Source organism: Salinivirga sp., from assembly GCF_035268865.1.
GTDB lineage: Bacteria > Bacteroidota > Bacteroidia > Bacteroidales > Salinivirgaceae > Salinivirga.
The window spans coordinates 1-8863 of sequence record NZ_DATFKB010000188.1 but is presented as its reverse complement, the minus strand read 5'-3'; the positions used below and the strand labels follow the sequence as shown (position 1 = coordinate 8863).

The 8863-nt window shown below is 38.7% G+C and carries 6 protein-coding genes; all 6 read right to left on the bottom strand.

From position 1 onward, the window contains the following. Nucleotides 1–109: 109 nt before the first annotated feature. Nucleotides 110–2011 carry an acetate--CoA ligase gene (locus tag VJ937_RS11180; RefSeq protein ID WP_324067107.1) on the bottom strand — a complete coding sequence of 634 codons (1902 nt, stop codon included), beginning with the start codon at nucleotides 2009–2011 and terminating at the stop codon, nucleotides 110–112. A 10-nt stretch (nucleotides 2012–2021) separates the two neighbouring features. Beyond that, entirely contained in the window at nucleotides 2022–2378 is a 357-nt protein-coding gene (locus VJ937_RS11175) for a response regulator (protein WP_324067105.1), read from the bottom strand. Continuing rightward, nucleotides 2353–5070: a sensor histidine kinase gene (locus VJ937_RS11170; RefSeq protein WP_324067103.1), complete on the bottom strand. Its 2718-nt coding sequence runs from the start codon at nucleotides 5068–5070 to the stop codon at nucleotides 2353–2355. Before VJ937_RS11170 ends, VJ937_RS11175 begins: the two co-directional genes overlap by 26 nt. A gap of 483 nt (nucleotides 5071–5553) precedes the next feature. Next, nucleotides 5554–7344 carry a sodium:solute symporter family protein gene (locus VJ937_RS11165; RefSeq protein ID WP_324067101.1) on the bottom strand — a complete coding sequence of 597 codons (1791 nt, stop codon included), beginning with the start codon at nucleotides 7342–7344 and terminating at the stop codon, nucleotides 5554–5556. A 5-nt stretch (nucleotides 7345–7349) separates the two neighbouring features. Beyond that, a complete protein-coding gene (locus tag VJ937_RS11160; RefSeq protein ID WP_324067099.1) occupies nucleotides 7350–7625 on the bottom strand; it encodes a DUF4212 domain-containing protein in 276 nt (91 codons plus the stop codon). Nucleotides 7626–7642: 17 nt separating this feature from the next. Then, a partial coding sequence (locus VJ937_RS11155; RefSeq protein ID WP_324067096.1) for a hypothetical protein occupies nucleotides 7643–8863 on the bottom strand: 1221 nt, incomplete at its 5' end.

Genomic DNA, 8863 nt, shown 5'->3' with positions numbered 1-8863 from the left:
AATACTGCAAACTGAATACTGCAAACTGAATACTGCTCACTGAATACTGCTCACTGAATACTGCAAACTGAATACTGCAAACTGTCCACTACCCTCTACCGCCTACCGACTAAATATCTCTATGTATTCCTATTTGTTTTTCTTTAAATACGGTTTCAATTTCTGAAATTATTTTGACATCGTCAATAGTTGAAGGAATATTGTATTCCAAATCGTCTGAAATATTTCGAAGTAATTTACGTAAAATTTTACCCGAACGGGTTTTAGGCAGTCGTTTGACCACTACAACTTCGCGTAAAGAGGCAACAGCGCCTATTTCTTTTCGTACTTCTTGAATAATTTCGTTTGAAATAGTTTCATATTTAAGCGTGTTTTCAGGTTTTAGCACAACTAAGGCTAAAGGCTTTTGTCCTTTTAAGTCACAATATACGCCAAAAACCGCACATTCTGCAACCTGTGGATGACTGGCCACCACTTCTTCCATTTCGGCCGTAGATAAGCGGTGTCCTGCCACGTTGATAACATCATCTACGCGTCCGGTGATAAAGACATACCCGTCCTCATCCTTATAACCACCATCTCCTGAAAAATAGTAACCTGGAAATTTATTAAGGTACCCGGCTTTAAAACGTTCCGGATTGCCCCACAAGTTTTTTAAACAGCCCGGAGGAAGCGGAAGTTTTACACAGACATAGCCTTCAGAGTCATCAGCGGCTTCTTTGCCATTTTCATTCAATATTTTGATATCGTATCCGCAAACAGGAAAGGTAGCTGAGCCCGGCTTTACGGGGTGTTTTTCAATTCCTACCATATTCGCCAGCATGGCCCAGCCGGATTCTGTTTGCCACCAATGGTCTATAACGGGAACTTTCAGTTGCTGCTCAGTCCATTTTAAGGTGGCCATGTCACAGCGTTCACCAGCTAGAAACTGGTATTTGAGAGAGGATAAATCATATTTTTTGATAAATTTTCCATTGGGGTCTTCTTTTTTTATGGCCCTGATAGCGGTTGGAGCCGTAAACATTACATTAACCTTGTGTTCACTTATCACCCGCCAAAATGTAGATGCATCAGGCGTTTTGATAGGTTTACCTTCAAATAAAACGCTTGTGTTTCTATTTAGCAAAGGCCCGTAAACAATATAGCTATGACCAACCACCCAGCCTACATCGCTCGCTGCCCAGTAAACATCACCTTCTTCAACCCCGTAAACCTTTTTCATTGAATATTTTAAAGCTGTAGCATAACCACCAGTATCTCTTATAATGCCTTTAGGTTTCCCCGTGGTTCCTGAAGTGTATAAAATGTAAAGGGGATGTGTAGACTCCACAGATACCGGCGCAATACTTTCAGACTTAGCTACTAAAGTTGTATAATCAATGTCATAGGATTTCTGCGGAATCTCAACATCTAAACCTCTATCATAAATAATGACATGTTCGGGTTTGTGATTGGCCTGTTTAATGGCTTCATCCACATAAGGTTTATAGGGGATTATTTTTTTTATTTCAATGCCATTAGATGCTGTTATAACCGCTTTAGGCTTGCAGTCGTCAATCCTAATAGCTAATTCATGAGGTGCAAAGCCGCCAAATACCACAGAATGAATGAGCCCCAGACGTGCACAGGCCAGCATGGCATATATGGCCTGTGGAATCATCGGCATGTAAATGATAACGGTATCCCCTTTTGATAATTCCAAATCTTTTAATCCACCAGCCAGTTTGGACACCTCCTGATGTAATTTGTCATAGGTAATGTGTTCTTTGGTATTTGTTACCGGCGAGTCATATATCACAGCAACCTCTTTGCCATGGCCTTCTTCAATATGCTTGTCTACACAGAGGTAACTCATGTTGGTTTTACCATCGGGAAACCAATGGTATATGCCGTCTTCGACTTTTTGACATGCGGTTTTAGGCTTGACCTCCCATTTTAAAGCCTCTGCCTGCATCATCCAATAGTCTTCGGGTTGATTTATACTTTTTTTATATTCTTCTAAATAACTCATAATAATAGGTTTAATATATAGATTGAATTTTGTCTAATAATTTTTTGGTTGAAAAAGGTTTAGTAAAGTAATCGTCTGCACCGGCATCCAAACCCTTTTGAATGTCTTCTTCTTTGTTTTTTGCACTTAGGAAGATGACCTTAGAGGTATCGTCTTCGTCTTCTTTTATTTTTTCCAAAACTTCAAAACCATCCATTTTGGGCATCATGATATCTAAAATCACTAAACAGGGTTTAATGTTTTCAAATAGCTTTATGGCCTCTTCACCGTCTCTGGCAATGAGCACCTCGTATCCCTTTTTTTTCAGGGAATACTCCAATGCCATGACGATATTAGGTTCATCATCCACTAATAGTATCTTTTTCATATGCATTCATTTTTGGTAATTCTACTATAAATCTTGCGCCTTGTTGAAAGCTGTCATCAAGGTAAATTTCCCCTTGATGAAGGTCTATAATCTGTTTACATATGGCCAGGCCAAATCCACTGCCTTCGTTTTTTTGAAAGGCCTGATTATCTGATTGGTAAAATTTATCAAAGATGTAAGGCCTGTCTATTTCAGGAACACCTTTACCATTATCTTCTATTACTATTTTTACAGACCCAAAACCGTCTTTTAGTTTTACCTTCACTTCACCTGTATTTTCTTCTACAAATTTGACAGCATTGGATAACATGTTGGTAAACACTTGCAGCATTTTATCGCTGTCGTACATCATGTTGACGGGAGTGTTTATACCGCAATCATTAAGGATTATGTTTTTCTTATTGGCGATAGGTTGTAAGCTGTCTATCGAATGCTTTAAAGCTTCGGTTAAATTACCGGTGCTAAAATTGAGTTTCACCCGACCTGAAGCCAGTTTTTCTAAATCAAGAATATCATTAATTAAACTGGTAATGCGTTGTGTATCAAACAGAATATTGTTTAAGAACTGGTGTTTTAAGTCTTCTGGCATATCGCCGTTATCCTTTAAAACCTCACTGCTGGCTTGTATTGAGGTTATGGGGGTTTTCAATTCGTGAGCTACCGCATTGAGGAAATCGTCTTTGAGTTTGTCTTGTTGTTTTAAAGCCTCATTGGCTGTTTTTAATTCTTTCGTCAGCTTTATCAGTTTCTCAGATTGTGCAGTAAGTTGCTTATTGCTGGCCATGGCCTCGCGGTTTTCTTCAAGGATTTTTAACACTTCGAGCAAAGAAACAGGTTGTTCTTTAGCTACATTACTGATTAGGATTTTAGCACTGGCACTACCTACAGCCCCCGTAAGAAGTTTTTCTGAAAAGTTGACCAGTCTGCCATCTGCTTTTGTATCTAAGTCATCGATTTTGTAGCGGCGTTTAAAAATATCTAGCGCTCTTGCTGCTCGTTGTTTGCCTATGAATCTGTCCCAAAGATTAATGATGTCCTTTGCTTCTGCATCGCCTTTCCAAACGAACGAATCTTCTTTCATATTGATGGCTGCACTGGAATTCACAAAGACTTCCCCGTAATTACGTTCACGATAGTTCCCCTTTTTAATAAGAGAAAAGCTTAAAAACAGAATTAGATTTAAAGCTAAACTCCAAAAAAAACAATTATTGACCGGGGACAAAAAAGAAAGATTTTCTGCCTGAAAACTGAAAACCTGAGCTGTTGCCAGACTTGAAACTTCATTTGTAAAACTTGTATTTTGAAAAAATGGAAAAATATAAATAATAAGTACTACACCAAGTCCGGCAAGCATTCCGGCTTTTGCCCCAAGTGCAGAGCCTCTATTCCAAAACATACCGACAAAAAACGAGGGTGCTAATTGGGCAACAAGCAAAAAAGACAAAAGGCCGATAGAGAATAATGTGGTTTGCGGATTTACAAATCGGTATAGCATAAAAGCAATAGCTATTAATAAAAAGACCGAAATTCGTCGAATATTTTTTATCAGTTTCTGGTTTTTTTCATGCTCGTGTTTTTGAAAAGTTTTTATAAAACCATAGGGGATAATCAGATTGTTACTCAGCATGGTGGAAAGCGCCAGTGTAGAGACCACTACCATTGAAATAATAGCCGATAAGCCACCTATGAAAACCAATATGGCCAAAAAGACATCTTCGTTTTGTAAGGGTAGAAGCAGTGAATAATAATCGGCGTTAGCAGCTATCCCCAGGTTTAATTTTCCGCTAAAAGCAATAAATACAACAAAAAGGTTGAACAGTAATAGGTATAAGGGGAAGACCCAAAGTGCAGAATGCAATTGTTTTTTGTTTTTGTTTTCTACAACACTTGCCTGAAATTGTCTGGGCAATAGAAAAATAGCCAGAAAGGATAATACCATGGTAAACCACCAATTAATGCCCCCTTCAAGCCCTTGTATTTGAGTTAAAGGCGCCGTATCAAAGCTTTCTTTTGCTAAAGAAATGATCTGACCTGGCGAATCAAAAAGGTAAAATGACACATACAGCCCTATCACAATAAATATAACTAATTTGATGACAGATTCTACAGATACGGCAAAAAATAATCCGCGTTTTTGTTGAGAGGCATCATAGCGTAAGGTGCCATAAAATGCTGAAAATACAGCAAGAATGATAGCTATATAGAAGGTGGTGTCTGTAAATAAAACTGAACTTGATACAGAAGAACTATCCGCATTGGTAAGAATATTGAAACTTTCTGAAACTGCTTTTAGCTGAAGCGATATGTAAGGAATGATGCTTAAAGCACAAATAAGGGTCACAATAGCACCAACGGAACGGTTATTACCATAGCGCAGTGAAATAAAATCTGCAATACTTGAAATGTTGTAAACCTTTGATAGTCTAATAATTTTTTGAAGAATATAAATCCAAAGTGGTGCAGCAATAACCGGCCCCAGATAAATGGTTAAAAACTCAACACCGGATCTGGCAGCAACTCCTACACTCCCATAATAAGTCCAGGCCGAACAATAAACTGCAAGTGAAAGGGCATAGACAAAAGGCGACTTTACCCACTTGGACGTTTTGTTTTTTTCCGCCCAATAGGCAATGAAAAACAAAAAGCCTAAATAGACCATGATGATGACTATGATGAACCAACTATTTATCATAAATTCTGATAATAAAAAAAGCAACAATGGCTGCAGCAAGCCATGTTATAAAGATAAAAAAATATAAGGAAGGAAACCCGAGAATCATGCTATTCGTATTGAACAGCATGATTACGGGAATATTCCATAAAAGTATCAAGCAGATGGAAATCAGTATTATTTTCTGTTGATGTCGTTTCTTCATACTTCTAGTATTGAGAAGGTAGTCAGTAGAGGGTAGTCTGCCGTGGGTTGTTATTAGCTAGTAGTTTTAGATTTTCTTTTTGTTTTCAAAATTAAATTTCAATTTACCTCAAACCTCAAACCCTTCGGCTAGGCTCAGGGCATCGCCTCTTAACACTAAACACCAAATACTACTCGCTCGCTACTTACTTTCATATAACAAACCTATTAAAATACTAATAAACATAATGTTATATCAATTTGAATATGGTCTGTGACCATTAATGAACTACCCTCTACTAACTAATTACTACTAACTATTTAGTGTCCTGTTGCTTCTCCGGCGCCACTGGGGATACGGATATTTTCAACAATTTCCTGAACGTCTTGCGGTGGTGCTGCTGTGATTTTACTAACAACAATAGATATTATAAAGTTGATAACCATAGCTATAGAACCAAAACCTTCCGGTGAAACGCCAAACCAGTAATCATCGGCTGTTCCGCCGCCAAATAAGTCAAATTTAAATTTTAACATATAGAACAACATTAAAGATATCCCGACAATCATTCCAGATATAGCTCCTTCTTTATTCATCTTCTTATAAAAAATACCTAATATAATTGCAGGGAAGAAGGACGCAGCGGCCAATCCAAAGGCCAGTGCAACAACTGCTGCCACAAAACCGGGTGGGTTAATTCCAAAATAACCGGCCACGACAACTGCTACAACAGATGCAAGACGTGCAGCAATCAGTTCGCCTTTGTCAGAAATTTTAGGATAAACCATTTTCTTGATCAAGTCATGAGATACAGAAGAAGAGATGACCAACAATAAGCCGGCAGCTGTAGATAATGCCGCTGCTAAACAGCCGGCAGCGACCAAAGCAATAACCCAATTTGGTAAATCTGCAATTTCGGGATTAGCCAAAACCATAATATCTCTGTCTACGTATAATTCATTATCATTAGCCGATGCATTGGTGACTACACGTTGTCCAACAGCACCGGTTTCACCATCTAAAAATTCGGGTCCTTTGCCTTCAATAGCTTCACCACCATTCATACCTTCACCAAGGTATTGCACTTTGCCATCTTCATTTTTATCTATCCAACCAATCAGCCCCAAATCTTCCCAGGTATTAAACCATGCCGGAAGTTCTTTATAAGGTGTATTTCTTACCGTTTCCATTAAGTTAAGCTTAGCAAAAGACGCTACAGCTGGAGCTGTAATATATAAGATGCCAATAAACAATAAGGCAAAACCTGCAGATTTTCGAGCATCCTTAACACGTTTTACGGTAAAAAACCTCACGATAACATGCGGTAATCCTGCTGTACCAACCATTAAAGCTAAAGTTATAGCAAAAACATCAATCATGGGTTTGGAGCCTTCGGTATAGGCATTAAAACCCAGTTCCTGGCTGAGGCCGTCGAGTTTATCCAGCATATAGGTATCCGGATTTGAAGCCAAAGTGTCTCCCATACCAAACATAGGAATGGGATTATCCGTCATTTGAATTGAAATGAATATCGCAGGGACAAGAAAGGCGAAAATCAATACACAATACTGAGCCACCTGAGTATAGGTAATTCCTTTCATGCCTCCAAGAACTGCATAGAATAACACGATAGCCATACCAATGTAAACACCAGTATCGATTTCAACTTCTAAAAACCTAGAGAATACCACGCCTACGCCCCGCATTTGTCCAGCGATATAAGTAAACGATACAAGAAGTGCACAAATTACCGCCACACCTCGTGCTGTATTGGAATAATAGCGGTCTCCAATAAAGTCCGGAACTGTAAATTTTCCAAATTTTCTCAGGTAAGGGGCAAGTAGGAGTGCCAAAAGCACATAACCACCAGTCCATCCCATAAGAAATACTGAGCCATCATAGCCCATAAAAGAAATGATGCCGGCCATAGAAATAAATGAGGCGGCCGACATCCAGTCAGCGGCTGTCGCCATACCATTGGCTAATGGTGAAACACCACCGCCGGCGACGTAAAATTCTTTGGTTGAGCCCGCACGGCTCCAGATTGCAATGCCAATGTATAGGGCAAAGCTAAGTCCAACAAATATATAAGTTAAAGTTTGAGCATCCATAGTTTTTATTGTTTATCGAATCCGTATTTTTTGTCTAATTTGTTCATTAATCGTACGTACACAAATATCAGAACGATAAAGACGTAGATTGAGCCTTGTTGGGCAAACCAAAAGCCTAACTTAAAGCCGCCAATAGTTATTTCGTTTAAAACATCTACTAATAAGATGCCTGCTCCGTAGGATACCGTAAACCATATTGACAACAATACAACCAGGTATTTTAAGTTCTCACGCCAGTATTTTGTGGCGTGCTTTTGTTTTTCTGAAGGGTTATTTTCCATAGTTTTAGTTTTTAGGTTTATAAGAATATATGGGCTTGTAATCTAAAAATGTTTGAGGATTCAGCACCGGTAAATCCTCTGTTGCCTGTTGTAAATTCAGCTGTTAATTTCGCAAAATGGCCGTTGATGAAATAATTAAGACCTATGCCAAATTCGTTACTTCTTTCAGGTGTAAAGTCTAAATCTGCGGTATTGTAGGTAAGGTAAGGCATGAGTTTGTAGTCTCTAAATAGCAATCCAAATTGCCCGTGAATTATACTCCCTGACGAGGGCACAAGACCTCCGGAATTAAAACCATCTGTACTGCCGTAACCATAATTGTAGTAAGCCCCTAAAGTGCTTATAGCCAGTTTATCATTTAAAGGAGCATCATAAAAAGCATCTGCTGCAAAATGCGTAACAGATTCTCTGTTATCCACCGTATTTACGGCTAATGCGTTAGGATGATGAAAGAAACCGGCACCAACACTTAAGACTTTTTTCTTGCCTAAGTAGCTACCTACAAAGTAGGGGAGTTTGTCTGACTCCTGATCAAAAAAATCGTATTTAAAGTAACCCGCAAAATTCCATAAGCCGTCAGAATTTTCCGGGGCATTATTGACCTGATAACTAGGCACTCCTCCCAATTCACCAATATTATTTCTGGCGTTATTTGCAGACACTCTGTATTGTAATTTTCCTAATGTACCTTTGGCATAAATACCAAGGTGACGGGCAAATTGATCACTAGTAGTGATGTTATTCCAGGGGAATAATCTCACATCAGAATTACCGGCTCCAGGATTATCTAAAGTCATCATATTAAGTGTACTTTGATTAGATAATCTTGAAATGCCGTTCCAATAATGTAGACCGGCACCAACATGAAGTTTTCCAGGCTCTATTGCAAATTCGCCCCAGGCGTCATGTAGAAAAAGTAAACTTCTTTGGTTGTCAGTTTGGCTGTTTGGATTAGCCGTGAGCGTATTTGCACCTAAACTGTTCAACCCAAAATGTGTGAGAATTAAAAACCTAGGAGAAATTTGTGCATAAGCCAAAAAACGAGATCTTCTAATTGAGAACCTCAGGCTTTCTTGATTAGAATTACCCTCTAACCATAATTGATGCCACATGATAAATCGAACGTATTTACTGCCATCCTCATTTAAATTGACTTGAAGAGGTTTGTAAGAATGGTCAGGTTCCATGTCTTCTTGTTGCGCCCGTATAACGGATGACAATAAAACAAGAAGTAAAAA